This is a genomic window from Nocardia sp. NBC_00511, from assembly GCF_045161165.1.
GTDB lineage: Bacteria > Actinomycetota > Actinomycetes > Mycobacteriales > Mycobacteriaceae > Nocardia.
On sequence record NZ_CP107849.1, the window covers coordinates 6202368 to 6225952 of the forward strand.

General features: G+C 67.8%; 29 protein-coding genes. 8 read left to right on the plus strand and 21 right to left on the minus strand.

The window, feature by feature from the left end; translation table 11 throughout:
• The first annotated feature begins 75 nt into the window (after positions 1 to 75).
• Positions 76 to 1056, plus strand: coding sequence for a helix-turn-helix domain-containing protein (locus OG300_RS28940; protein ID WP_405486323.1), 981 nt, complete (start codon positions 76 to 78; stop codon positions 1054 to 1056).
• On the opposite strand, the gene OG300_RS28945 is transcribed toward OG300_RS28940, so the two are convergent.
• Both OG300_RS28945 and OG300_RS28950 read right to left on the minus strand, forming a co-directional pair.
• The gene (locus tag OG300_RS28945; RefSeq protein ID WP_405486325.1) at positions 997 to 2082 is read right to left on the minus strand and encodes a PLP-dependent cysteine synthase family protein; all 1086 of its coding nucleotides are present in this window, start codon (positions 2080 to 2082) and stop codon (positions 997 to 999) included. The two genes, OG300_RS28940 and OG300_RS28945, sit on opposite strands and share 60 nt — an antisense overlap.
• Positions 2079 to 2390, minus strand: a complete 312-nt coding sequence (locus OG300_RS28950) for a DUF4229 domain-containing protein (RefSeq protein WP_405486327.1) — start codon at positions 2388 to 2390, stop codon at positions 2079 to 2081. The genes OG300_RS28945 and OG300_RS28950 overlap by 4 nt, the downstream gene beginning before the upstream one ends.
• A gap of 225 nt (positions 2391 to 2615) precedes the next feature.
• Between OG300_RS28950 and OG300_RS28955 the strand changes: the two genes are divergently transcribed.
• Positions 2616 to 2849, plus strand: coding sequence for a BldC family transcriptional regulator (locus OG300_RS28955; protein ID WP_405486329.1), 234 nt, complete (start codon positions 2616 to 2618; stop codon positions 2847 to 2849).
• 73 nt (positions 2850 to 2922) lie between these two features.
• Positions 2923 to 3111: a hypothetical protein gene (locus tag OG300_RS28960; RefSeq protein ID WP_405486331.1), complete on the plus strand. Its 189-nt coding sequence runs from the start codon at positions 2923 to 2925 to the stop codon at positions 3109 to 3111.
• 101 nt (positions 3112 to 3212) lie between these two features.
• Here the strand turns inward: OG300_RS28960 and OG300_RS28965 are convergent, their stop codons facing one another.
• Positions 3213 to 3587 carry a TetR family transcriptional regulator C-terminal domain-containing protein gene (locus OG300_RS28965; protein ID WP_405486333.1) on the minus strand — a complete coding sequence of 125 codons (375 nt, stop codon included), beginning with the start codon at positions 3585 to 3587 and terminating at the stop codon, positions 3213 to 3215.
• Here OG300_RS28965 and OG300_RS28970 point away from each other — a divergent pair.
• Complete coding sequence (locus OG300_RS28970; RefSeq protein WP_405486335.1) at positions 3576 to 3980, plus strand: hypothetical protein; 405 nt, start codon at positions 3576 to 3578, stop codon at positions 3978 to 3980. The genes OG300_RS28965 and OG300_RS28970 overlap by 12 nt on opposite strands.
• A 3-nt stretch (positions 3981 to 3983) precedes the next feature.
• Here OG300_RS28970 and OG300_RS28975 read toward each other — a convergent pair whose 3' ends face one another.
• The gene (locus tag OG300_RS28975; protein ID WP_405486337.1) at positions 3984 to 4304 is read right to left on the minus strand and encodes a hypothetical protein; all 321 of its coding nucleotides are present in this window, start codon (positions 4302 to 4304) and stop codon (positions 3984 to 3986) included.
• Entirely contained in the window at positions 4301 to 5476 is a 1176-nt protein-coding gene (locus tag OG300_RS28980; protein WP_405486339.1) for a hypothetical protein, read from the minus strand. The genes OG300_RS28975 and OG300_RS28980 overlap by 4 nt, the downstream gene beginning before the upstream one ends.
• 106 nt (positions 5477 to 5582) lie before the next feature.
• Between OG300_RS28980 and OG300_RS28985 the strand changes: the two genes are divergently transcribed.
• Entirely contained in the window at positions 5583 to 5810 is a 228-nt protein-coding gene (locus tag OG300_RS28985) for a hypothetical protein (RefSeq protein WP_405486341.1), read from the plus strand.
• Positions 5811 to 5836: 26 nt separating this feature from the next.
• Here OG300_RS28985 and OG300_RS28990 read toward each other — a convergent pair whose 3' ends face one another.
• Positions 5837 to 6391, minus strand: coding sequence for a CGNR zinc finger domain-containing protein (locus tag OG300_RS28990; protein ID WP_405486343.1), 555 nt, complete (start codon positions 6389 to 6391; stop codon positions 5837 to 5839).
• A gap of 106 nt (positions 6392 to 6497) precedes the next feature.
• On the opposite strand from OG300_RS28990, the gene OG300_RS28995 reads away from it, so the two are divergent.
• Positions 6498 to 7361: an NAD(P)-dependent oxidoreductase gene (locus tag OG300_RS28995; RefSeq protein ID WP_405486345.1), complete on the plus strand. Its 864-nt coding sequence runs from the start codon at positions 6498 to 6500 to the stop codon at positions 7359 to 7361.
• A gap of 22 nt (positions 7362 to 7383) precedes the next feature.
• Here OG300_RS28995 and ccsB read toward each other — a convergent pair whose 3' ends face one another.
• The 6 genes from ccsB to hemL form a co-directional block, all read right to left on the minus strand.
• Positions 7384 to 8367: a c-type cytochrome biogenesis protein CcsB gene (gene ccsB / locus OG300_RS29000; RefSeq protein WP_405486347.1), complete on the minus strand. Its 984-nt coding sequence runs from the start codon at positions 8365 to 8367 to the stop codon at positions 7384 to 7386.
• Entirely contained in the window at positions 8367 to 9998 is a 1632-nt protein-coding gene (locus OG300_RS29005) for a cytochrome c biogenesis protein ResB (RefSeq protein ID WP_405486349.1), read from the minus strand. The genes ccsB and OG300_RS29005 overlap by 1 nt, the downstream gene beginning before the upstream one ends.
• The gene (locus OG300_RS29010) at positions 9998 to 10813 is read right to left on the minus strand and encodes a cytochrome c biogenesis CcdA family protein (RefSeq protein ID WP_405498716.1); all 816 of its coding nucleotides are present in this window, start codon (positions 10811 to 10813) and stop codon (positions 9998 to 10000) included. The genes OG300_RS29005 and OG300_RS29010 overlap by 1 nt, the downstream gene beginning before the upstream one ends.
• 5 nt (positions 10814 to 10818) lie before the next feature.
• Positions 10819 to 11418: a TlpA family protein disulfide reductase gene (locus tag OG300_RS29015; RefSeq protein WP_405486351.1), complete on the minus strand. Its 600-nt coding sequence runs from the start codon at positions 11416 to 11418 to the stop codon at positions 10819 to 10821.
• 70 nt (positions 11419 to 11488) lie between these two features.
• Positions 11489 to 12094: a histidine phosphatase family protein gene (locus OG300_RS29020; RefSeq protein WP_405498717.1), complete on the minus strand. Its 606-nt coding sequence runs from the start codon at positions 12092 to 12094 to the stop codon at positions 11489 to 11491.
• 746 nt (positions 12095 to 12840) lie between these two features.
• Entirely contained in the window at positions 12841 to 14145 is a 1305-nt protein-coding gene (gene hemL / locus OG300_RS29025; RefSeq protein WP_405498718.1) for a glutamate-1-semialdehyde 2,1-aminomutase, read from the minus strand.
• Between the two features lie 333 nt (positions 14146 to 14478).
• On the opposite strand from hemL, the gene OG300_RS29030 reads away from it, so the two are divergent.
• Positions 14479 to 14886 carry a hypothetical protein gene (locus OG300_RS29030; RefSeq protein WP_405486353.1) on the plus strand — a complete coding sequence of 136 codons (408 nt, stop codon included), beginning with the start codon at positions 14479 to 14481 and terminating at the stop codon, positions 14884 to 14886.
• 43 nt (positions 14887 to 14929) lie between these two features.
• On the opposite strand, the gene OG300_RS29035 is transcribed toward OG300_RS29030, so the two are convergent.
• The 5 genes from OG300_RS29035 to hemB all read right to left on the minus strand — a co-directional run bounded on the left by OG300_RS29035 (position 14930) and on the right by hemB (position 17803).
• Positions 14930 to 15154 carry a hypothetical protein gene (locus OG300_RS29035; protein WP_405486355.1) on the minus strand — a complete coding sequence of 75 codons (225 nt, stop codon included), beginning with the start codon at positions 15152 to 15154 and terminating at the stop codon, positions 14930 to 14932.
• Positions 15155 to 15212: 58 nt separating this feature from the next.
• Positions 15213 to 15461, minus strand: coding sequence for a hypothetical protein (locus OG300_RS29040; protein WP_405486357.1), 249 nt, complete (start codon positions 15459 to 15461; stop codon positions 15213 to 15215).
• Entirely contained in the window at positions 15461 to 15976 is a 516-nt protein-coding gene (locus OG300_RS29045) for a hypothetical protein (RefSeq protein WP_405486359.1), read from the minus strand. Before OG300_RS29045 ends, OG300_RS29040 begins: the two co-directional genes overlap by 1 nt.
• Before the next feature lie 304 nt (positions 15977 to 16280).
• Entirely contained in the window at positions 16281 to 16829 is a 549-nt protein-coding gene (locus tag OG300_RS29050) for a hypothetical protein (protein ID WP_405486361.1), read from the minus strand.
• Positions 16826 to 17803 (minus strand): porphobilinogen synthase, encoded by a 978-nt coding sequence (hemB, locus tag OG300_RS29055; protein ID WP_405486363.1) that lies wholly within the window; start codon positions 17801 to 17803, stop codon positions 16826 to 16828. The genes OG300_RS29050 and hemB overlap by 4 nt, the downstream gene beginning before the upstream one ends.
• Positions 17804 to 18059: 256 nt before the next feature.
• On the opposite strand from hemB, the gene OG300_RS29060 reads away from it, so the two are divergent.
• Positions 18060 to 18377, plus strand: coding sequence for a hypothetical protein (locus OG300_RS29060; RefSeq protein ID WP_405486365.1), 318 nt, complete (start codon positions 18060 to 18062; stop codon positions 18375 to 18377).
• 155 nt (positions 18378 to 18532) lie between these two features.
• Here OG300_RS29060 and OG300_RS29065 read toward each other — a convergent pair whose 3' ends face one another.
• The 4 genes from OG300_RS29065 to OG300_RS29080 are packed head-to-tail and all read right to left on the minus strand — an operon-like array spanning position 18533 to position 23329.
• Positions 18533 to 20095, minus strand: coding sequence for a uroporphyrinogen-III synthase (locus tag OG300_RS29065; RefSeq protein ID WP_405486367.1), 1563 nt, complete (start codon positions 20093 to 20095; stop codon positions 18533 to 18535).
• Positions 20092 to 21120: a hydroxymethylbilane synthase gene (gene hemC / locus OG300_RS29070; RefSeq protein WP_405498719.1), complete on the minus strand. Its 1029-nt coding sequence runs from the start codon at positions 21118 to 21120 to the stop codon at positions 20092 to 20094. Before hemC ends, OG300_RS29065 begins: the two co-directional genes overlap by 4 nt.
• Positions 21121 to 21128: 8 nt before the next feature.
• The gene (locus OG300_RS29075) at positions 21129 to 22514 is read right to left on the minus strand and encodes a glutamyl-tRNA reductase (RefSeq protein ID WP_405486369.1); all 1386 of its coding nucleotides are present in this window, start codon (positions 22512 to 22514) and stop codon (positions 21129 to 21131) included.
• The gene (locus OG300_RS29080) at positions 22511 to 23329 is read right to left on the minus strand and encodes a redox-sensing transcriptional repressor Rex (RefSeq protein WP_405486371.1); all 819 of its coding nucleotides are present in this window, start codon (positions 23327 to 23329) and stop codon (positions 22511 to 22513) included. The genes OG300_RS29075 and OG300_RS29080 overlap by 4 nt, the downstream gene beginning before the upstream one ends.
• Positions 23330 to 23585: the final 256 nt, after the last annotated feature.

Below are 23585 nucleotides of genomic sequence, written 5' to 3' on the forward strand. Positions count from 1 at the left end.
GTGAGTCCGGTTCGTTGTTGTTTCAAACTATTGGGGCGTACCAGTCGGTCATCTAGGTAAGGTCAACCGAAGTAAATGGATGGAGTTCCCACGTTCGGCGAGTACATTCGCCAGCGCCGCACGACCGCGAATCTCACGCGCCCGCAACTGGCCTGGCTGGCCAGCCTCTCGGTGCCCTACCTCACCAAGATCGAAGGCGGCGCCAACCCGTCCCGACGGGTGATCGAATCCCTCGGCACCGCACTGAAACTGCCGCACGCCGAGTTCGAATACGCACTGGTGCTGGCCGATGGGCCGCTGCCCCGCATCGACGCCGACCACCCCACCCCGGTCGACCTCGAATACCTGGAGTTGATGAACCCCAAGATCGGCGCGTACATCAGCGGCCTCTGGGACGTCATCGCGGTCAACGCGGCGCACCGGGAGACCTTCCTGGAACTGGAGGAGGGCACCAACTACCTGGAATGGATGATCTTCAACCCGATTTCGCGCACCATCATGGTGAATTGGGAGGCCGAGGCCCGCCAGACCGCCAGCCGGTTCCGGATGGCGCTGGCCCGCGAGGGTGAGAGCGCGCGCGGGCGGGAGATCCTCCACAAATGCCTGACCGACTCGGATTTCGCCATCATGTGGCGGTCCGACGCGGTCGCGGTGGAGCGGGTGGACCGCACCAAGCTGGTGCGGGATCCGCGCACGCTGGCCATCACCGAGTTGCGGATCAATATGTGGCGCACGCAGTCGAGCCTGCAATCGTGGTTGCTGGTGCTGGTTCCAGCGTCGATCAACCCACCGCGATCACCCGTCCGGTGGTGCGTGAACGGCCCGATCCGTCAAGACCCGTTAACGACTCATGAGGCCTCGAGCGGTCCTTCAAATCCTCGAAAAAGACTGTCCAGGCTAACGATTCGGCGATCCCAGCACACTTTTGGCAACCGATTAGCAAACATCATGATGGGTGATCGACAGTTCTCACCGGATCGCCATGCCGTGCGAAAACTAGCCCGACCAAGTACCGGTGGCGATGAATTCGTCCAGTACCGCAGTCGGCTCGCGTAAGCTCAGCCCCTGGTCGGCAACCCATTCGTCATTGAAATAGGTTCCGGCATAACGGTCCCCACCGTCACATAGCAGGCTCACCACACTGCCGGTACGATCCGCGGCGATCATGTCGGCAATCAGGGCAAAGGCACCCCACAGGTTGGTGCCGGTCGACCCGCCCACCTTGCGGCCCAGCAGCGCACTCGCATGCCGGGTGGCCGCCACCGACGCGGCATCCGGCACCGCGATCATGCAGTCCACCACCGTCGGAATGAACGACGGCTCCACCCGCGGGCGGCCGATTCCCTCGATCCGCGAAGGCATTCCGGTCTGGAAGCCCAGATCACCGAGCTCGTAACCGCCGTAGAAGGCCGAATTCTCCGGATCCACCACAGCCAGCCGGGTCTCGTGCCGCTTGTAGCGCAGATACCGGCCGATGGTCGCGCCGGTGCCACCGGTGCCCGCGCCCACCACCACCCACGACGGCACCGGGTGCGCCTCCAACAGCATCTGCTCGAAGATGGATTCGGCGATGTTGTTGTTGCCGCGCCAGTCGGTGGCGCGCTCGGCATTGGTGAACTGGTCCATGTAGTGGCCGCCGGTCTCGGCCGCCAAACGCGCTGCCTCCGTATATATGTCCGGCGCGCGATCGACCAGATGACAGCGGCCGCCCTGCGCCTCGATCAGCGCGAGCTTCTCCGGGGAGGTCTTGGCCGGGACCACGGCCACGAAGTCCAGGCCCAGCATCTTCGCGAAATAGGCCTCGCTGATGGCGGTCGATCCCGAGGACGCCTCCACCACGGTGGTGCCCTCGGTGACCCAGCCGTTGCAGATGGCATAGAGGAACAGCGATCTCGCCAGCCGATGCTTGAGACTGCCTGTCGGATGCGTGGATTCATCCTTCAGATACAACTGAACGCCCCACTCCGAGGGCAGCGGATAGCGCAGCAAATGCGTATCGGCGCTGCGCTGGGTGTCGGCGTCGATCAGCCGGACCGCGTTGTCGACCCAGTCGCGAGGTGCGCTGCGGTCGCAGCGGGTCACTGTTCTTCCTTGCCCTGCAATCGTGTCATCAGCTGCTGGCGGTCGCTGCGGCGCTTCTCGTCGACCACCGCGATGTCCTTGTTGACCTGCGTGCGCAGCTTCTTGAACAGCACCAGCGACAGCGGCATGGCGATGAGCAGGGCGAACAGCAGGGCGACGATGAGCGGGATGGCGACCTTCACGATCGCGGCCACGCCCAGGATGATGGCGGCGATGACGGCGACCAGGCCGAGCCGGGCCACCGTGTAGAGGGCCAGACTGCGGGCCAGGCGGCGGCCCGCGCTCACGGGCCGGGGTGCGTCACTCACGCCGACAGCCTAGGTGACGGCGTGGTGCGGGCCGCCGGGGCCCTCTGCCCGAAAATCGCTGGAGGTTCGCTACTGGTCGGTAAATCGTGACCGTAAACACATAACGGATATCCGTTTTGTCTATTACTTCCCCTTTACCAAAGCGAGACCGTTCGAACACCTGGGGGGTGCGGTGCAACGATGTCGCTACTGATGAGGGATCTGTCGAAACGGAAAGGTTTGCGAATGACTGCGTTCACCGCGGCGAGCCGCGTAATGGGTTCCGTCACCGGCCAGGACACCCTGCTGACCCCAGGCCAGGTGGCTGCCCTGTTCCATGTCGATCCGAAGACCGTGACCCGGTGGGCTCACGCAGGTCGGCTCGGCTCTCTGCGGACTCCGGGCGGGCACCGCCGGTTCCGCGAATCCGAAGTCATGCAACTCCTGCGGTCCCTCACCACCGAGGCCACCCGCGTGTAATACCGATTTAGACCCGCTTCAAGTGCCCGCGGGTGCGCACACGGATTACCCTCGGTAACAGGAGGTGAGCGACGTGACGTACCTGTTGGCGTTGATCGCGGTGGTGACCGTAGCGATGCTGTGCTGGAAGGCTTTCGGCCCCCAGCGACCGGCCGGCACCGGCCCAGCACCCCGTCGGCGCAACCGCGTCATCGGTCCAGAAGACGATCCGGATTTCCTCAAGCAGATCTCCACCGAACACCGCGACGGGGAATCCACCTGAATTACCGAAGCTTGCCAACCAGATAGCCAGTTAGCCGATAGCCCTTTTGACCTGTCCCCCGCAGCGCCCCGTGCGCCGTGGGGGACGAGTCGTTTCGGGGGTCAGCGCTCGAACCGACTCCGCACCAACTCGGCCGCCGCCCGGGCCATCCGATCGAAGGGCTCGATGTTTCCGGCGGCCCGGCACAGCACGTGCGCACCCTGCAACAGGGTGATCAGGGTGGTCGCCAGATCCATGGCTTCGTCTTTACCCACGCCCGCCGCGGTCAGACGGTCCGCGAGCGTCTCGGTCCACGAATCGAAAGCTGTTGCGGCGACGGTACGCAATTCGCCGCTGTCCGTATCGACGGTGACCGCCGCGACCGCGCACCCCGCCCCGCCCGCCGACTCCTCGACCACCGGGCGGACGGTCGCGAGAAACGCGTCGACCAGACCCACGGGGTTCTCGGCGGGCAACCCCGCCAGATGCTCGCGCACCTGATCACCGTTGCGGGCGAACGCGAAATCCTGCCCCGGCTCACCGCCGCACTCGCCGACATCAGCGGCGGTACCGGAAACGCCTTCTTCACCGGAATCATCGGCGGCACAGTGCATCTGCTGCGACCGCAGGACATCTACGCGGGCGGCGTCAACCGGCCCGTCGTCATGGTCGAACTGAAGCTTCCGAACATCGGCCTGCCCGATCCCGCCGCCCGTGCGGCCTTCATCACCGCCGCCACCGACATCGTCGACGCGCTCACCGAGCCCGGTCACGATCGCGGCGACACCTGGGTCAATATCCTCAACGCGCTCGACGGCGGGTGGGGTATCGGCGGAATCGCTTACACCGGTGAGGCTTTGATCGCCGCCGTCACCGCAGCAGCCGTCTGAGGTTCAGGACCGGGCGCGGTCCGCGGTCTGTTCGGGCTGCGGATCGCGTACCGGGCGGAGTCGCAGTAGCCGCTCCACCGCCCAGACGACGATGCGATAGGCGTAGCAGGCGGGCACCACGACCAGCAGGACCACGCGCAGTATCAGCACCAGGCCGGTGACCACGAGATAGGGCAGCCCGAAGCCGCCCGGTGAATCGAGGCCGTGATCGTCGGACAGCATCGACAAGACCTGGTGCAGAACGAGATACACCCCGATCAGCAGCAGCGGTACGCGAACCCAACGCCACACGGCATGCCATCGAGGACTGTCGGGGAATTTCATCGCGCCAACTCCGGTCCCGAGGTGAGGAAGGCCAGCAGCAGCGCGTTCCCGATCACGCCACCGGTTCCGAATCGCACCCGGTTCCCGCTCCGCAACGGCATGCCGAGCAGGTCGGCGGTCCGGAACACTCGGGTGAACACATCATGTTCACCGAACGCCCGCGCGGGCGCGAGCGCGAAAGCGGTGGCTGACACCGAGATTCCGAGTATCACCGGCCCACTGTCGATATCCCCCGCCCCACTGGATCCGCCACCATATTCGTGAATAGCACTGAACCCGAACAGATTCCGCTCCTGCCGAAACAGCCCAGCTGCCAACTCCCGCGCCACCGAACGATCCGCGAACCCCGCGAAGTAGGCCCCCAACCCCGTCCCCGACGCCCGAGTGGCGTCGTGTGCCCACCCATCGACCCCCATCCGCTGCACCAGAAGCCCTGTGCCCCTGTCGATCTGCACCGCCCGCACCTGCTGCGCCCAATGCGCCAGCACCGCCGAATGATCCTGCCCCGTCGCCCGCCCGTGCACCGCGATAGCCGCCGCGACAGCCGCGATATCCGTCGGATAGGCCTCTCCCGGAAGAGTTTCCAAGAGTGCGGTCGGCGAAGCCAACAATTGCCGCTCATACGCCGCGACCATCGCATCCTGCCGCGCCGCCAGATCAGCCGGAAACGCCGGATCCACCAACCGCGCCATCCCCAGCGCGAGAGCCGGATACGACATATAGGCATGCCCGTGCGGCCCTCCGACCGCAGCCTCCCCATCCTCCCCGTGCCAAGCCGCAGTGAACTCACTGCGCATCCCCGGCAACAAACTCTTCCGAGCAGCCTTCGTAGCCACCCCCGCGAACTCCCCCCGCCACTCCGGATGCGCCAAAACCACCTGCGCCAACCCGATCGCGGTCATCTGATGCGCGAGCAGTCCCCACATCCCCGCGACCTCCCCGCCCGCCCCTGAATCCCGCTGCCGATCATCCGATGCCTCGAACGCCACCATCTCCTCAGCCAGCCCCCGAACCCGCCCCGCATCCCCCCGATACCAGGCATCCGCCTCCCGCCCGAGCCACCAATTCGGCACCAGCACAGCAACAACGAGCGCCACCACGATCCCGACAACAATCGCCACCGGCCGCCGCAACCCACGTACTCGGCCCACCGGACCGGCAGAACTCCCCATCCCCCGAACCTACCGCCGCCGAGACAACTCGGCTCGCGACGCGAAAGACCGCCAGCTGAGATCGGCTTCCCGGCATCACCAAGTTCGGCCCGTACTCTGAGCTCTCGTGGAATCAGATGATGCCAACCTCGAGTCCTTGCGATCCACACTCTCGTGCGTCTACCTCAAGCTCGAAGCCGAAAGCCTCACCGAGCCCGACCGCGTCGAACTGATCGCCCGTGCCGAGGTGGTCCAAGACCAGGTCGACGCGATTCAGGATGTCGTCGACGACGATGAGCTCGCACGCCCGGGAGCTGCGCCGGTGCCACCGTCTTCGGATGATCGACTGTTCTGAATTACGTTTCGCCCGTTGGTAATTGGTCATTTGTCGGCAAGGCGGGATTTCTTGACCTTGTTGCCGCAGGTGTTCATCGAGCACCAGCGGCGGTTCGCGCCGCGGCTGGTGTCGAGGAAGAGACCGGCGCAGCCGGGGCCTTCGCAGGCTTTGATGCGGCCGCGGTCGGGGCCGCCGAGTACTCGGATGGCGTCGGCGGCAAGCACTCCGAGTGCGTCCGGTACCGGCGCTCGCGGGCTGAGGTGCCAGACCGCGATTCCATTGTCGAGTGCGGGACTCGACTGCCCCACTGCCGCAGTCCGATTCAGCAGCGCCACGTCATCCGGATCGGGTTGCCGGGAGACGGCGGCGGCCAGCCCGGCACGGTAGATCGCTTCCCTCAGATCGAGTGCGTGCTGGAATTCGAGGGGCGATACCTCGGGCACAGCGAGCTCTGAGGCGTGCAACCAGAGTTCGAGCCGTCCGGGATCGGTGAGCCGCTCCCGGGGTGCGGTATCGGCCCGGTCGCTGATCGTGGCAGTGAAGCGGAACGCCAGCACCTCGTTGTCCAACCGGAACAGTTGACGGGCCTCCACAGTCATCACCTTCCACACCGCTACGTGAACCATCTTAACCGGTTCGACATCGGAATCGACTCGCGCCATAATCGAACCGTCTTGGACGGTTCACAAAAATGGAGGTTGTGCGATGGGCGAGGTTGCAGTCATCGGTCTGGGCGCGATGGGGCGAGCGATCGCGGGCAATCTGGTGCGGGCGGGCCATGAGGTTGTCGTGTGGAACCGCTCGGCCGGGCCCGCGGAACAGCTCGAACAGCATGGAGCTGTGCGCGTCGCATCCGTCGCCGAGGCCTTCCAGTGTGCGGTGGTGTTCTCGGTCCTGTCCGATGACACCGCCTGTGCGGAGGCCTTTCTCGACTCCGGGGTCCTCGGCGAGGCCCGGCCCGGGGCGGTCCATGTCAACATCGCCACGGTGAGCGCCGGTCTGGCCCGCCGGGCCGCGGACGCGCACGCCGCGCACGGGATCGGCTATCTCGCGGCCCCGGTGTTCGGCCGGGTCAACGTCGCGGAGGCCGGTGCGCTGAACATCCTCGCCGCCGGAGCGCCCGCCCTCATCGACCGGGTCCAGCCGTTGTTCGACATCATCGGATCGCGCACCTGGCGTCTGGGTGAGCGCCCCGAGCAGGCCAATATCGCCAAGATCCTGGGCAACTACCTGATCGCCTGCACGATCCAGTCCCTCGGGGAAGCGGTCAGCGTCGCCGACGCGGCGGGCACCGACCCGAGCCAGTTCATCGAATTGCTCACCGCGACACTGTTTCCCGGCCCGGTCTACTCCGGCTACGGCTCGATGATCGCGCAACGGAAGTACCAGCCCGCCGGGTTCACCACCGCGCTCGGACGCAAGGACCTCCACCTCGCCCTCGAGGCAGCCGCCGACCAGGCCGTCACCCTGCCATTCGGCGAACTACTCAGCGGCGTGTTCGATCAGGCGATCGCCGACGGCCGCGCGGCGGACGACTGGGCCGTGATCGCCGAGCAGCAGCCGCGCTGAGCACGCTGCTCACAACGAAGGGCTAGTTCAGGCCCGCGTAGCTGTGCAGGCCGCTCACCACGATGTTGATGATGAAAAGGTTGAACAGCATCGCGATGAAACCGGCGATGTTGATCCAGGCGGCCTTGGTGTCTCGCCAGCCGGAGGTCGCGCGGGCGTGCAGGTAGGCGGCGTAGAGGACCCAGGCGATGAAGGAGCAGGTTTCCTTCGGGTCCCAGCCCCAGAAGCGGCCCCAGGCGGCTTCGGCCCAGATCGCGCCGAGGATCACGCCGCCGCCGAAGACGGGGAAGCCGATGATCGTGGTGCGGTAGGCGAGGCGGTCGAGGAGTTGGGCGTCGGGGAGGAGGCGGGCGATCTGGCCGAAGATGTTGTCGGACTCGTGGCCCGCGGGCTGCCAGATGCGGTACAGGAACAGGACACTCGCGACACCCGAGACCAGGAAGACGCCCGAGCCGATAGAGATCACGGTGACGTGGATCGGCAGCCAGTAGGACTTCAGGGCGGGGACCACGGGGGCGGCGTCGACATGCAGTTTGGTGCCCGCCAGGAACAGCAGGACCAGCACCGGAATCAGCAGGAACGACCACATGCCGCGGTAGCGCTGATCACGCAGCAGCACCAGACCCAGCAGCATCGCGGCACCGGTGGCCATGGTGATGAACTCGAACATATTGCCGAGCGGGAAGCGGTGGGTTGCGAAGCCGCGCAACACGATCGACAACGCGTGCACACCGAAACCGACGAACAGCACCGCGAAAGCCATGTTGCCCAGGCGTTCCGGGAACGGTCGGCGCGCCTCGACCCGCGGCGCCACCTTGCCGGGCACGTCGGGGGCGGGCGGCTCGGCGGGACCGCCGCCGACCGTCACCAGCTCGCGCGCGGTGGTCGGCACGGTTCGGGTCAGGGCGAACTGCCAGACCAGCATGATCCACACCAGCGCGTAGATCACGATGGCCGATTTGAACGCGAGATCGCTGTAGGAGGCGATGGTCTCGTCGATCGGCATTACTTGTCTCCCGTGTTCTCGGTCAGCAACCGCGCACGCAATCGGTCGAACTCGCCGCCCCACCCGGCCTGATCCGTGCGGGCCAATCCGCCCATTTCTACTACCGTACGTCGTTTTCCATCGGCGTCGGCATCCGGGTACACCCGCAACCAGATCCGGCGGCGCTTCATCAGCAGCGACACCAGCAGGCCCGCCATCATCGTCAACGCCGACACCAGCACCCACTTCTGCGCCGGATCGTGCGAGACCTGCAGGTTCACGAACTCCTCGGCACCGTCGAAGGTCACCTTGGTGCCGTCGGACAGGGCCGCGGACTCACCGGGCTTCAGGTTCACCCGCTGTTCCTTCGTCAACCGGTTCTGCTTGATCATCTCCGGATCCAGCGAGAACAGCGACTGTGCGCGACCGGTATCCAGACCGGTGTCACCGCGATAGATGTCGATCGCGACCGCCGGATCCCGCATCGCCGGATACATGGAGGTCAGCAACGAACCGTGCAGCAGCGCCGTCGGCGCGAACAGACCCTGGATCGCCACCTGATGCTTGCGCCGCTCGTCCTCGCTCGGATACATGCCACCCGGCGGATCGATGCGCAGCACACCCGAGGACAGGAACGTGGTCGCGTCGTCCGGCTTCCACTGGATCGCCTCGGTGCGCGTCTGCCCGTTCGGGAACGTCACCGTGAACTTCGGCGCGAAACCGTGGCCCTGCAGGTAAACCCGGTCACCGGCGACCCGCAGCGGATGATTCACCTGAATGGCGGTGTCCCGCCAGGTACCGGTGTCCAGATCCTTGCCGGTCTGATACTGGATGTTCGAGGTGAACATCGACGCCTGACCATTGGGCAGGTAATCGGCCTTGAAGTCCTTGACCCGCACACACATCGGCGCGAGCCCGGTGCCGTCGTTGACATTGCCCGCCCGGAACGAGTCGAACACCGCGGGCGTGGTGGTGCAGAAACCCGGTCCGTCATCGGCGATCACGACCACATTGCCCTCGTAGCCGAACAGCTTGCCGACCGCGACCGCCGCCAGCAGACCCACCAGCGCCAGGTGGAACACCAGGTTGCCGAGCTCACGGGTGTAGCCCTTCTCCGCCGAAAGAGTCAGTTCCCCTTCGCGATTGCCGGGCTGCACCACCGTGCGCCAACCCCGCATCTGCTTGCGGGCGCGCTCGATCACCTGCTCCGGATCTTCGCTGTCGGAACCCGAATAGTGGTGCGGCAGCCGGGAAAGATTGCGCGGAGCCTTGACCGGCGGCGTCCGCAACGCCCGATAGTGGTCGACGCAGCGCGGCAGAATGCAGCCCACCAGCGACACGAACAGCAGCACGTACACGGCCGTGAACCAGAAACTGGAGAACACGTCGAACAGCTGCAGCCGATCCATCCACGGCCCCAGCGTCGGCCGGTTCGCGATGTAGTCGTCGACCTTCTGCTTGTTCAGGCTGCGCTGCGGCAGCAGCGCACCGGGGATCGCGGCCAGGGCCAGCAGGAACAGCAGCATCAGCGCGGTGCGCATATTGGTGAGGCCACGCCAGCTGTTGCGCAGCAGGCCGATCACACGGCCCGGCAGCGACTGACGCGGCGGCTGAGCGGGCGCGGGGGCGGGAGTTTCGACGGTCGTAGTCATCAGATCGGCAGGGTCACATTCGAGACGAAGGCGTCGCGGACCCACGAAACGAACTGGTCCCACGCTCCGGTCACCAGGGCGATGCCGACGGCCACCAGAAGCAGCCCGCCGATCACCTGAATGGTGCGGGAATTACGGCGCAGCCAGCCGACACCGCGCAACGCGGTCGCCGACCCGAACGCCAGGATCACGAAGGGCAGACCCAAACCCAGGCAGTAGGCCACGATCAACGCGACCCCGCGCACCGCCGTGGTGCCCTGGGTGCCCGCCGACACCGCCATCACACCCGACAGCGTCGGGCCCAGGCACGGCGTCCAGCCGAGCGCGAACACCGCACCCAGCAGCGGCGCACCCAGCAGGCCGCCCAGGCGGCGCGGCTCCATCCGGGTGTCGCGCTGCAACGCCGGGATCAGGCCGATGAACGCCAAGCCCATGACGATGGTCACCACGCCGCCGACCCGTTGCAGCAGATCACGATTCACGTTCAGCACCTGGATCGCACCGAACACCGTCACCGACGCCAGCACGAACACCACGGTGAAACCCGCCACGAACAGCCCGGCCGCACCGGCGACCCGCATTCGCGCCGAATTACGCTGCGCCACAGCGGTCTTCGCACCCTCGACGGTCACCGGCGGGGCTTCCGCGCCCACCACACCGGCCAGATACGACAGGTAACCCGGCACCAGCGGCACCACACACGGCGACGCGAACGACACCAGACCGGCCAGCAGACACGCGCCGAGCGCCAGCAGCAACGGACCCGTCGCCGCCGTCTGCTGGAACGAATCACCAACGCTGGCAAGCACACTCACGTGATTCACGACTGCTCCGCCACCAGCTTGTCCAGCACCGGCTGCAGATCCTCGGCCAGCAGCGCGCGCAGGAACACCGCCGCCACCCGATGCTGCTTGTCCAGCACGATGGTCGTCGGAATGACACTGGTCGGGAACTTGCCGCCGAGCGCGAGCAGGGTGCGCATCGACGGGTCGTAGATCGAGGGGTAACCGACCTGATTGTCGGTCACGAAATCCTGGGCCTTGTCCTTCTGATTGTCACGAACATTGATGCCCAGGAACGCGACACCCCTGTCCTTGAAGGCCGAATACGACTGCTCCAGCGCGGGCGCCTCCGCCCGGCACGGGCCGCACCACTGACCCCAGATATTGACGACGACGATCTTGCCCGGGAAATCGTCCACCGAGGTGGTCTTGCCCGAGGTCATCAGATCCGGGCCCGACAGCTTGCCGATGGTGCCGCGCGCGGACGGCGGATCGTAATAGATCTCCGTCTTCCCGCCCGGTGACACGAAATCGAAGGTGCCGCCCTGCGCCACCGCGTCCTTACCCGCCGTGGTGCACGCGGTCAGCCCCGCCACCAGGCACACACCCGCCAGCAGCGACGCGAAGACGCGTCTCATGCTGCGTCCATCCGGCACGAGTGGGAGCCCTGCGTGGTTACGCGCGCTGCCGCCTCCGGGCTTGACCCACTCATGCCCCGGTCACCGCGGGATCCGAAGCACCCGCGGGCTCGGAGTAGACGATGTCGATCAACGTATCGCCCTGGTACACCAGGGAAGTCAGCGACGCCAGCGAGCACTGCCGGCTGCGCGGATCGTGCCACAGCCGCTGCCCCTGCAGGAACCGGCGCAACGTCCACACCGGCAGCTGATGCGACACCAGCACGGCCTCGCGACCCTCGGCCTCGGTGCGGGCCTTGTTCACCGCGGCCAGCATGCGATGCGCGATCTGCAGGTACGGCTCACCCCACGACGGCGTGAACGGATCGCGCAGCTTCAGCCAGTGCCGCGGCTTGCGCAGCGCGCCGTCGCGAGCCGAAACCCGCAGGCCCTCGAAGGTATTGCCGGCCTCGATCAGATTGTCGTCGGTGCGGATCGCCAGGCCGTGCCCGTTCGCGATCGGCTCCGCGGTCTCCTGCGCGCGCTGCAGCGGCGACGCCACGATCAACGCGATGTCGTGATCGGCCAGCGAGCGCGCCACCGTCTGCGCCTGCGCGCGACCGGTCACCGACAGCTGGAATCCCGACAGGCGGCCGTAGAGGATGCCCTTCGGATTGTGAACCTCGCCGTGCCGCATCACGTGCACGATGGTCTCGACGTCGGAGACCACGTCGCCGGGAAGCGTCAAACCGCTGGTCACAGCTACGAATTCGTCGGTGTCGGGGTCACTGGGCGGCTTGCTCACCGCAGCGGCGGGGGTCGCGGTGGCGGCCTCGTCCGAACCCTCCGGATCGACCTCGACAACCACCTCGGCGGCGAACTCCGCCACGGCGGGCCCTGCGACAGCACCATTCCCTGCTTCGACAGTCGCGAACTCCCCGGCCGCGACGATCGCCGCGTTGAACACCGGCTCCGCCGTGTCATCCGCGAGACCCGATTCGGCCGCGTAGTCGGCGGATTCGACCGCCCACGCCGCTCCGACCGGCGTCACCCCGGCCAGATCGGCCACGATGGACGACGAATCACTCGAAGCGAGTGTGCCGGAAGGAGATTCGACCGCGGCTTCGGATTCCGCGATTCCGTCATCGATGCCCGAGCCCGGTTCGACGGCCGCGGCGGCATCACCGGTGGAGACCGCTGCATCGACGGCGACGGGCGCATCGAAACCGGCGTGTGCCTGCACGACGCCTTCGGCGGAACCCGCGTCATGGGCCGCGACAGCGAATTCGGTTGCGGCGGAAGGAGAGACGGCGATGAGCTCGCCGGTCTGGGCGAGCTGGTCCTCGGCCTGGCGGATCGAGTCCAGGAGGCGGGAGGCGTCGGCGGCGGTCAGCGGGGCCTCGTGCTGGGGACGGGCGGGTAGTCCGGAGTCTGGGGCGGAACTCACGCGGCGGATCCTTCTGGGGTGGCGGCCGCCGCGGCGCGGGCGGCGGCGGGGAGGGCGGCGGCGATGCGGTCGAAAGCGCTCTCGTCGAGGGCGGCGGAGACGAACCAGGCTTCGAAGGCGCTCGGCGGCGCGTAGACGCCCGCGTCCAGCAGCGCGTGGAAGAAGGCTGGGAAACGCCAGGTTTCGGCCGCCTTGGCGGCGGCGTAGTCGGTGACCGGGTTCTCGGCGAAGAACACGCTCACCATATTGCCCGCGAATTGCACCCGGTGCGCTACACCCTCGGCGGTGAGCGCGTCGGTGAGCAGCCCGCCCAGCCGCTCGGAGTTCTTGTTCAACGTCGCGTAGACCTGCTCGTCGGCGGCGGCGAGGGTGGCCAGACCGGCGGCCACCGCGACCGGGTTACCCGAGAGGGTGCCCGCCTGGTAGACCGGGCCCAGCGGAGCCAGGTGGCCCATGATGTCGGCGCGGCCGCCGAACGCGGCGGCGGGCAGGCCACCGCTCATCACCTTGCCGAAGGTGTAGAGGTCACCGGCCACGCCGTCGATGCCGTGCCAACCCGACGCGCTGACCCGGAAACCGGTCATCACCTCGTCCATGATCAGCAGTGCGCCGTGCTCGCGGGTGAGCGCGCGCAGGCCCGCGTTGAAACCGGGGACCGGCGCGACCGCGCCCATGTTCCCGGCCGCGGCCTCGGTGATGACACAGGCGATCTCACCCGGATGCGCGGCGAACGCCGCAGTCACGGCGGCGAGATCGTTGTAGGGCAGCACCAGGGTGTCGGAGGCCTGCGCACCGGTGACGCCCGGCGAGGTCGGCAGGCCCAGGGTGGCCACGCCCGAACCCGCGTCGGCCAGCAGCGCGTCCACATGCCCGTGGTAGCAGCCGCTGAACTTGACGATCTTGCTGCGCCCGGTGAACCCGCGCGCCAGGCGCACCGCGCTCATGGTGGCCTCGGTGCCGGAGTTCACCAGCCGCACCCGCTCGACCGGGTCGACCCGTGCCGCAATGGCTTCCGCGAGCAGGATCTCGGCCTCGGTCGGGGCGCCGAAGGACAGCCCGCCGACCGCCGCCCGCTGCACTGCCTCGACCACCGCCGGGTGTGCGTGCCCGAGGATCATCGGACCCCAGGAACACACCAGGTCGACGTAGTCGTTGCCGTCGGCGTCGGTCAGCGTGCATCCGCGCGCGGAGGCGATGAACCGCGGCGTCCCGCCCACGGAGTTGAACGCGCGCACGGGCGAATTCACGCCGCCCGGAATGACCGCCGCGGCGCGTTCGAAAAGCTGGGCTGAGACCGGCACGGACGCCTGGCTCACACGCGGAGAAGAACTCACGGCCCCCAGTCTGGCAGCCGCCTCCGCACCCGTCGACGACAGGGTGTAGTCGAGTGGCATCTCCCACAGCCCAACCCGTCATCTTCGCACCCGAACAAGAACACCGCGTCCCGAACCAAACCAACCACCCTGAACCCGGCTGCCGGGGTGCGGCCCGCGGGTGCAGCTATCCGGATTGCAAAGGACTGGACGGTCGGGGCAACACGCCGGGTCGGAGATTTCGGACTAATGGGTCGCTGATTGATAGCTGATGCGTAATGTTTTCGACACAGGAGATGGCTTCGAGAAAAGGGCGGACGTATGCGGGTCGTTCGGTTCGGCGTTGGGGTCATTGCGATTTCGGCCGGTGTCGTGGCGGTGGCCACGGCCGGTGCGGGTAGCGCGGCGGCGGGGGTGCCGCTGATCCAGATCGATCAGGGGCGGATCGGGATGTCGCTGTCGCACGACGAAACCGCCGCTGTCGCAGGCGGTCCCGCGCCCGCGGTGATCAGCATGTTCGTGCCGGTGAGCAAGATGGGTGCGGGCTTGCAGCCGGATACCGCCATCTACAAGGACGAGCGCGGCGGCGTGCATGCCTCACTGCGACAGGTGATGTCGGAGGCCGCCGACCACCCGGACGGCAGCGTGGTCGTCTACTTCAATGCCCCGGGAACCCGTGGCGGACGAGTGCTGGACGTTTACCAGAACTGGACCGAACCCGGCCGGTAGCCGAGGCGGCGGCACGGTCTGCGGTCGCGCCGCCGCTCCCCCGCTATGGCAGCGGAATCCCCAGGCAAAATGCCGCCCATCCGGTGGAAATCAGGCAGTCCAGCTGGGGGGGTAGTAGGTCTTGCCAGGACGTCGCGACCAGCGGAGTACTCGGCGCGGGGACGGGAGCGACCGGAGCGGCGACGGCCGGAGCCGCGGCCACAGCGCCGAGCAGCCCCGTGGCCAGTACCGCCGCGGCGGCACATTTCACGAGATCAATGCGCTTCATGGCATCCATCTTCCGCGTCTACCCGGCCCCGGCCAAGACAAACGTGGAGTTCGCACCCCTACGCGCGGTGTGTCGCCCGATTGCGGAACGCCCGGGCCACCAGGTCGACCAACAGCAGCCCCGACACCATGGCCAGCAGCGCGGATCCGGCCAGCCACGGCCCGACATACCGGGTGGCGTCGAACCCCGGTGCGTCACCCTGCGCCTGCAACCAGGTGGTCCGAATTCCGTTGTGCCAGCACCACACCACGCCCGCGACCAGCAGCACGGCCAGCACGAATTCGGCGAACACGGTGAACCACCGCATCACGACGCCTCCTTCTCGTCCTCGGCCCCGGTACCGTCGCGGCGCTCCAGCGCCGCGGTCAGTGCGGCGCGCAGCATGACGTGATCGCGCGCCCAGGCCTGCACCAGCTTGCCATCCTTCAGCTTCAGGCCGATGCCCTTGCGCCGTCGCGGCACGCCGCTGAGCTCGCCCAGCGCCCGCGCCGACTGCCAGTCCTCATAGTCCCAGGACTCCTCGTCGTCCTCGGGCAGCACCTCGCGAATGTCGCGCAACGAGGTCACCTCGGCGCCCTCGCGCAGCGCCTCTTCGGTCAGCTCCACACTGATGTGCCGCTTGCCCGCGACCACCTGCAACCAGACGAATCCGCCGAGCAGGACCGCGCAGAAGACGAGCCCGAACCAGTGCACCGCACCGCCGCGCACCACCTCGATCGCCAGGATCATCGCGCACAGCGCGGGCCCGTAGGTGACAGTCCGCCAGCGAGCACCCGGCTCGTAGAACAGCACGGCCGCGGGGGCGTGGGTGGCCTCACTCATAGGTCGAGACTAGAGATCGCGAATTCGTTCAGTGGGTCAGGCCCGGAATCAACAGCACGGCGAGGGTGAGCAGTCCGAACAGAAACAACAGACTCAACACCAGAACATCCCGCCGAAGGCTGTGCGGCTGCTGGATCACCACTCGCATCGTTGCACCCGCTTTCCCGGGCCGAATGGTCCATGACACAACGCATGACACCCGGCTGCCGGTTCCCGAATTACCTGTGACTGCCCTCACCATACCCGTTAGTACGCCCGTAACAAACTCGGGAGTATCGACCCCGATCGCGGGTTTACCGACCAGCTAGCGCGGGTAATCCGACCCGGGCCCGCGACGGAAGTACGGGTCGGATTCGGCACGGTAGCAAAGGAATACGGCCCCGGCCGCGAGCACCGCCTGCACGATCCCGGCCCCGCCCGCGACCACCGAGGCCACCCCCGTCGCGGACGCGATCCCGAACATGGTCCCGGCCGCGCCCAGGATCAGGAACAGCCCGAATCCGGTGAGCAGCGCACGCGCCCAACCCTTTCCGCGCCCGAGCTGGTACACCACCGCCACCCCGACACCGGTGAGCACCAGCCAGAACAGCGCCACCAGCACGAAGACGATCACCACCCAGACCTGCACCTGCGCCAGCGTGGCCGTCGGCTGCGACGCCTTGACCTGATCGAACATCTGCTGCGCCAGCTCTTCTCGCTTCCCGATCTGCGTGATCAGGGTGGCGATCAACTGCACCACGCCGACGCCGAGCGCGACGTACCAGAGGCGGCACGCGGTGCCCACGTCCTCGGGAACCGGTCGCGGCCCGACCGGCGGAAGCATCGGATTCACGACCGGGTACAGCCCGTTCACGCCAGCCAGTGCGCGGCTTCGGTGGCCCAGTAGGTGAGCACCATGTCCGCACCGGCACGCCGAATTCCGAGCAGCGACTCCAGGATCGCGCCCTTGCGATCGATCCAGCCGCGCTGGGCGGCGGCGGTGATCATCGCGTACTCGCCGGAGATCTGATAAGCGGCCACCGGGACCGGCGAGCGGTCGGCGACCTCGCGCAGGATATCCAGGTAGGACATGGCCGGCTTGACCATCACGATGTCCGCGCCCTCGACCACGTCGAGTTCCAACTCCCGCAACGCTTCCCGGCGATTGGCCGGATCCTGCTGATACGTGCGGCGATCGCCCTGCAGCGAGGAGCCGACGGCCTCCCGGAACGGGCCGTAGAACGCGGAGGCGTACTTGGCCGCGTAGGCGAGGATGCCGGTATCGAGGTGCCCGGCCGCGTCCAGACCTTCGCGGATCGCACCCACCTGACCGTCCATCATGCCGCTGGTGCCGAGCAGGTCCGCGCCGGTTTCGGCCTGCGCCAACGCCATATCGACATAGCGGCGCAGGGTGGCGTCGTTGTCGACCCCGCCGCGCTCGTCCAGCACGCCGCAGTGGCCGTGGTCGGTGAACTCGTCGAGACAGGTGTCGGCCATGACCACCGTCGAGCCGCCGACCTCCGAGACCAGGGCGCGCAGGCCGCGATTGAGGATGCCGTCCGGATCGCTGGCCCCGCTGCCCTCCGCGTCCTTGTCCTCCGCCCGCGGCACCCCGAACAGCATCAGCCCGCCCGCGCCCGCGGCCACCGCCTCCACGGCGGCCTTGCGCAACGAATCCATGGTGTGCTGGAAAACGCCTGGCATGGAAGAGATCTCGCGCGGTTCACCGAGCCCGTCGGCGACGAACATGGGCAGGATCAGGTGGCGCGGCTCGAGACTGGTCTCGGCCACCAGCCGACGCATCGCAGGGGTGCGACGTAACCGCCGTGGGCGGTCGATTCCGGTCATGCTCGCATGATATGCCCGCGTCCACGGGCGAGCGCGCGCGCCCGCGCGGGTGCGACGGATGTCTGCGCGCGGTCGCGATCGATGCCCCTGCGCGGGTGCGATCAATGTCCCCGCGCGGGCGCGATCGATGTCTCGGTGAGCAGCGGATCTTGTCGGTGGGGCCGAGTAGAATCGAAGATGTGTTCGAGGGTGTCGCGGTACCGGTTTTCGATGAACCGGCCACCGCGGACCCGGATCGCGACAGGGAGGATGGGTCGTGCTCGCAGCCGTAACCACTATGTCCGACAAGGTGACCAGGGCAGCCGTACCGAAGCGGGGGGACGTGATCGATCACGCCTGGGCGCCGCTGGCCAAGCAGCCGCTACCGGCCGGTCGGCCGCGGTCCTGGTACATCGCCCACAATCGGCGGTTGAAGGCCATGCGCCTGGCCATCGCCCTGCTGGACTCCGGCGCCTTCGGCCCGGAGGTGGCAACCAACGAAAAGATCCGTGACACAGCCGAATCCATCGGTGTGCACCTGCCCTCCGACGCCACCTGCCGCATGGTGCGCCGAATGATGCAGGCCCAGCGCTGATTTCCGGAACTCGCCGCGGTCCCATACCGGAAGCGGCGATCACCGAGGGCAGCAAACCCCCTGCACGCTGCCCTCGGTACCCGAAAAACACTAGGGCCCCACGTCTTTCGACGCGGGGCCCTACGTGTACCTCGGCTCGCGGCCGACCGGATGCCTCAGCGGCTGCGGCGGCTCTTCTTGCGCGGCGGGGGCAGCAGTCCCTCGGCGCGCAGATGCGCGGCGTGCTCGGCCAGTGCCTCGACCAGCGCACCGACCTGCGCCACCTCCGGCTGCACATCCACGCGCAGGCCGAATTCGATTGCCGTCTCGGCCGTCTTGGGGCCGATGCAGGCGACGATGGTGCGCGCGTGCGGCTTACCGGCGATGCCGACCAGGTTGCGGACGGTGGAGGACGAGGTGAACAGCACCGCGTCGAAACCGCCGGTCTTGATCATCTCGCGGGTCTCCGCGGGCGGCGGGGACGCCCGCACGGTGCGGTAGGCGGTGACGTCGTCGATCTCCCAGCCGCGGTCGCGCAGACCTTCGGCGAGGGTCTCGGTGGCGATGTCCGCGCGCGGCAGCAGCACCCGGTTGACCGGATCGAAAACATCGTCGTAGGGCGGGAAGTCGGCCAGCAGGCCCTCGGAGGACTGCTCACCGCTGGGCACCAGCTCGGGGTTGATGCCGAACGAGCGCACCTTCTCCGCGGTGGCCTCGCCCACGCAGGCGATCTTCACGCCGCTGAAAGCGCGTGCGTCCAAACCGAATTCGCCGAACTTCTCCCACACCGCGCGCACCGCGTTGGTGGAGGTGAACACCACCCACTGGTAGCGGCCGTCGACCAGACCCTTGACCGCGCGCTCCATCTGCGCGGGGCTGCGCGGCGGCTCGACCGCGATGGTCGGCACCTCCATGGGGATGGCACCGTGGTTGACGAGCTTCTCGCTCATCTCCCCCGCCTGCTCCTTGGTGCGCGGCACCAGAACGGTCCAGCCGTAGAGCGCCCGCGACTCCCACCAGGAGGTCTTGGCACGCTTCTCCACCTCTTTGCCGACCGTGACGACCAGCGGGCCGACCAGTTCGGAGGCCGCGTTGTTCAGGGTGGCCAGGGTGGCGTCGATGGTGCGCTGCTGACGGGTCGTCCCGCGCACCGTCACCGCCACCGGCGTCTGCGGGGCCAGACCGTGCTCGACCAGCGCCGACGCGGTCTCGGCCAGATGCCCGGAGGTGGCGTGCAGCACCAGCGGACCCGGCGCAGCCGCCACGGCCGCCCAGTCCACCTCGCCGCGCACATCCACCACGGTGTGGCTGGAACCCAGTTCGATACCGGCGTACGCGGGCACCGTGGTCCCGGCCGAAAGACCCGGCAGCACCTCGAAACTCAGGTGCGAGCGGGTGACGGCGTTGACCTCCTGGATCACCGAATCGGTGGTCATCGGGTCACCGGACACCAGGCGCACCACGTCGAAACCGTTGCGCGCCTCGGTGATCAGCGTCTTCGCCACCTCGGCGGCATCGCCCAGGGCAGGGCGCACGTCGACCGGGCGGGTGCCGTCCGGCTCCTCCTCGACCGCCGAGCCGATCAGGGCGAGCACGCCCTTGTCGACATCGGGATCGGTGAACGCCAGCTCGGCCCGGGCCAGTACCTCGCGGGCCCGCACGGTCAGCAGCGCAGGATCCCCCGGACCCGACCCAACGAACAGGATCCGACCGGGATTCTTCTTCGGGGCTCGGCTCATCGGTTGTTCTCCATTGGGCTGGGTTCGTTGCTGTCAGTGGGCTCAGCGGATTCCTCTGTGACGCTGAGCAGTTCACGCGCCCCCAGCTCCAAGAGCTCGCGCGCCAGCGCCCGGCCCAGTTCCGCGGCATCCGCGACTGAGCCGACCGCCGAGGCCCGGATCACATCCGAGCCGTCGATAGCCGCCGCGCAGGCGCGCAGCGACAACTCCTCCACCACCCGGCCGTCGTCGTCGAGCGATTCGACGACCTCGGCCAGCGCACCGATCGGCGCGGTGCAACCGGCCTCCAATTCGGCCAGCAGCGCCCGCTCCGCGGTGATCGCGGCACGGGTGCCGTAATCGTCGAGAGCGGACAGGATGGTCACGAGTTCGGTGTCGACGCTGCGGCATTCGACCGCCAGCGCCCCCTGAGCAGGGGCGGGCAGCATCTGCACCGGTTCCAGCGATTCGGTGACGGCGTCGAGGCGGTCGATGCGGGCCAGCCCGGCCCGCGCCACCACGACCGCATCGAGTTCACCGTTGGCTACCTTGGCAATTCGGGTATCGAGATTGCCGCGCAGGGGCAGGATCTCGACGCCGAGACCCAGCGCCCGCAACTGCGCGGACCGGCGCGGCGCGGAAGTGCCGATCTTCGACCCCGCGGGCAGCTCACCGAGCACCAGGCCGTCACGGGCGACCAGCGCGTCGCGCGGATCCTGGCGCGGCGGAATCGCGGCGATATCGAACAGCGGGTCCTGCGCGGTCGGCAGATCCTTGTAGGAGTGCACCGCGATATCGACGTTGCCCGCGGCCAATTCCTCGCGCAACGCGGCGGTGAACACGCCGACGCCGATCTTCGAGACCGGATCCGTGGCGTTCTTGTCACCGGCGGTCTTCACGATGACCAGTTCGGCCTGCTGACCGTTGGCGACCAGGGCATCGCGCACGTGCCCGGCCTGGGTGAGGGCCAGCAGACTGCCGCGGGTGCCGATCCGCCACGGCGCGTCGGAAGAACCGCGAACTGTTGTGTTGTTCTCGTGCACCATTGCTCCGGTCATGCGTTCAGCCCCTGTTCGTCGCCCGGGTGGGCGGCCGTGAAGTCATCGGCCAGTTCGCCCGTCAGAGCGGCGATCTCCATCGGCGCGGCAACGGCTTGCGCCGCACCGGGTTTCAGTTCGAACAGCTCCCGCAACGCCTCGGCGTAGCTGTCGCCGCCCGGCGTCGAGGCCAGCTGTTTCACCCGCACGGTCGGTGCGTGCAGCAGTTTGTCGACCACGCGTCGCACGGTACGGGCGACCTCCTCGCGATCGGTGGATGCCAGTCCCGGTAGTCGGGAATCCAGCCGCATCAGCTCGGACTCGACCACGTCGGCGGCCATCTGGCGCAGCGCGGCGACGGTCGGGGTGACCTCGGCCATGCGCTGCCCGGCAAGATATTTCGAAAGCTCGTCGGCCACGATGGTGCGCGCGGCGGCGGTGTCGTCGGCGGCCGCGCCGGCCGACGGATCGCGCTGCAGCGTCTCCATGTCGATGACCGTCACACCCGGCAGCCCCGCCACCGCGTGATCCACATCGCGCGGCAGGCCCAGGTCGCAGATCACCAGTTCGTCACCCGGCCGGGCCGACAACGCGCGATGCACATCCGCGAGCGTCACCACCGTCCCGACCGCGCCGGTACAGGTGACCACCACATCCGCGGCGGCCATCGCCTCGGCCATCCGGTCGATCTCGATCGCCTCGGCGGCGACCCCGTGCATGGTGGTGGCCGTATTGGCCAGGCGCTGCGCCTTTTCCAGCGTCCGGTTCACCACGGCGATCTTCTCGACCCCGCCGCGCGCCAGCTGCGCCACCGCGAGCCCGCCCATCGCGCCCGCACCCAGCACCAGCGCGGTGCGGCCGGCGAGCGGTCCGAGCACCAGCCGCGCCCGATCCAGCGCCACCGACACCACCGACGCGCCCGCGCGGTCGATGCCGGTCTCCGAATGCACCCGCTTGCCGACCCGCAGCGCGTGCTGCGCCAGCTCGTGCAGGGTGCGCCCGGCCGCCTGCTGCGAATCCGAAGCGGCATAGGCGGCGCGGATCTGGCTCAGCACCTGCTGCTCGCCGACCACCATGGAATCCAGGCCCGACGCGACCGCGAACAGATGCTCGGCCGCGGCCTCCGCATACCGGACATAGGCGTGCTTGGTGAGCTCCGGCAGCGGCAATCCCGAATGCCTGGTGAGCATTTCACCGATCTCACCCAACGCCGGATGGAAGGCGTCGACCACCGCGTAGATCTCGATGCGGTTGCACGTGGAGACGATCATCGCCTCGGACACGTGGCTGGAGACCAGCATCTCCTCGGTCAGTTTCGGCCGGTCGTGTTCGGTGATGGCGATCTTCTCGAGCACCGACACCGGTGCACTCCGATGCGAGATCCCGACGAGAAGCACACTCATGGCTGGACCACCGCTCCCTTGCTGGTTGTCTCAGTGCCCGCCGCCGGGCGCCCCGTTTGAATCGTCGCCACTCGGCGGATCGGCGTGGACACCACGCTCACATCACCGGCGGCCGCCGCGCTCATCGCCTCTTCGGCCGCGGATTCCGCACTGCGGGCCCGCTCGAAGGACAGCAGCTGCATCTCCACCGCGAGATCGACCCGCCGCACCTCGACGGTGTCCGGCGCGTTCAGCGCCAGCGCCGAGAAACTCAGCACGCACTGCACCCCGGCGTCGACCAGCAGATCGCAGACACCCTGCGCGGCCTTGTCCGGCACGGTCAACACCGCGATGGTCGGCTCCAAAGCGGCCACGGCACCGGTCAATTCGGCCACATCGCGCACCACCAGCCCACACACCTGCGTGCCGATCACCGCCGGATCGTTGTCGAACAAACCCACCATGGCGAAACCGCGACGGCGGAATCCGCCGTAACCGACCAGGGCGCGACCCAGGTTTCCCGCTCCGACCAGCACCACCCGGTGCCCCTCGGACAGGCCGAGCACATCTTCGATGCGGTCGCGCAGCTTGATCACGTCATAGCCGACACCGCGAACACCGTTGGGGCCGAGGAAGGAAAGATCCTTGCGCAACTTCGCCGAACCGACACCCGCCGCGACAGCCAGTTCCTCACTAGATACGATGGCAACTGCATCGTCGGCAAGTACGGCGAGCACTCGGAGATAGGTAGCCAGGCGGGCCACCGTGGCCTGCGGGATGTCCTTCTGCAGAGCCTTGGAGACGCCGGTCTGCGGCGTCTCGTGCTGCTCTGTCACGTCGCTTGCGCTCCTCGTCCGGCCGGGGGTGAGTGTCCGGGTTCTTTTGTCGACCCGACGCCGGGAGACCGTCGCGGCCGGTACAGGCGAGGTCGAGTCAGGTTCAGGGGGTCGCTTCCGCTGCCGAGAAGGCGGGTTGCGTGCCACCACCGTAACCGCTTGTGAAGCCCTGCACAAAGTCGGTGAATTCAGTCACTTTGCGGCAGGCTCCGGGCCCGGGTTCATTCAACCCTCATCGGCCCGAACCCGCTACGCA